General features: G+C 35.2%; 1 protein-coding gene. It reads left to right on the top strand.

Annotation, left to right across the window (positions count from 1 at the left end):
• Positions 1-77: 77 nt before the first annotated feature.
• On the top strand, positions 78-644 hold the full coding sequence (locus tag OK414_RS27505) for a recombinase family protein (protein WP_034655745.1): 567 nt from the start codon (positions 78-80) through the stop codon (positions 642-644).
• The last annotated feature ends 77 nt before the right edge of the window (positions 645-721 follow it).

Below are 721 nucleotides of genomic sequence, written 5' to 3' on the forward strand. Positions count from 1 at the left end.
AAAAAGATTACCAAATACCTTTACAACAAAGTTGCCTCTAGTAAAATGAAAATATACAAGTTTACTGGAGGTTACATATGATTATTGGTTATGCACGTGTTTCTACTATTGACCAAAACTTAGATCGTCAAATTAGTATTCTTACTGAATACGGTTGTGAAAAAATAGTAAAAGAGAAGTTTACTGGTACTATTAAAGAGCGAAAAGGTCTTCATCAACTTTTTGATATGCTCAGGAATGGCGATACAGTTGTAGTGGAGAGTATCTCCCGTTTAGGACGTAAAACATTGGATATCCTCAACATTATTCAACAGTTGGAAGAGATCGGAGTGCAATTCATTTCTTTAAAGGAAAATATGGATACAAGAACCTCTACAGGCAAAGCGATGTTCCAAATGATGTGCGTAATTGCTGAATTAGAAAGAAATCTTATTGCTGAGAGAGTAAAGGAAGGACTCGAAGCAAGTAAAAAGCGTGGAAAAACATTAGGTAGACCCAAGCTAGATAAAGAAAAGCTCACTGTTGCACTTCGGATGTATGACAGTAAAGAATATTCTGTTAAAGAAATAGTCTCAGCAACCGGAATATCTCAAGGTTCTCTATATAGGGCAATAAATCGAAGAAAACTAGGAGAAATAAACTAATAAGGCGTATTTTATTATTTCTTCACATTTACTTTGCGGTCTAGAGCAAGAACCCTGTCATTAAGCCTAGTTGCGCT

The sequence above is a fragment of the Priestia sp. JV24 genome, from assembly GCF_025910025.1.
Classification (GTDB): domain Bacteria; phylum Bacillota; class Bacilli; order Bacillales; family Bacillaceae_H; genus Priestia; species Priestia megaterium.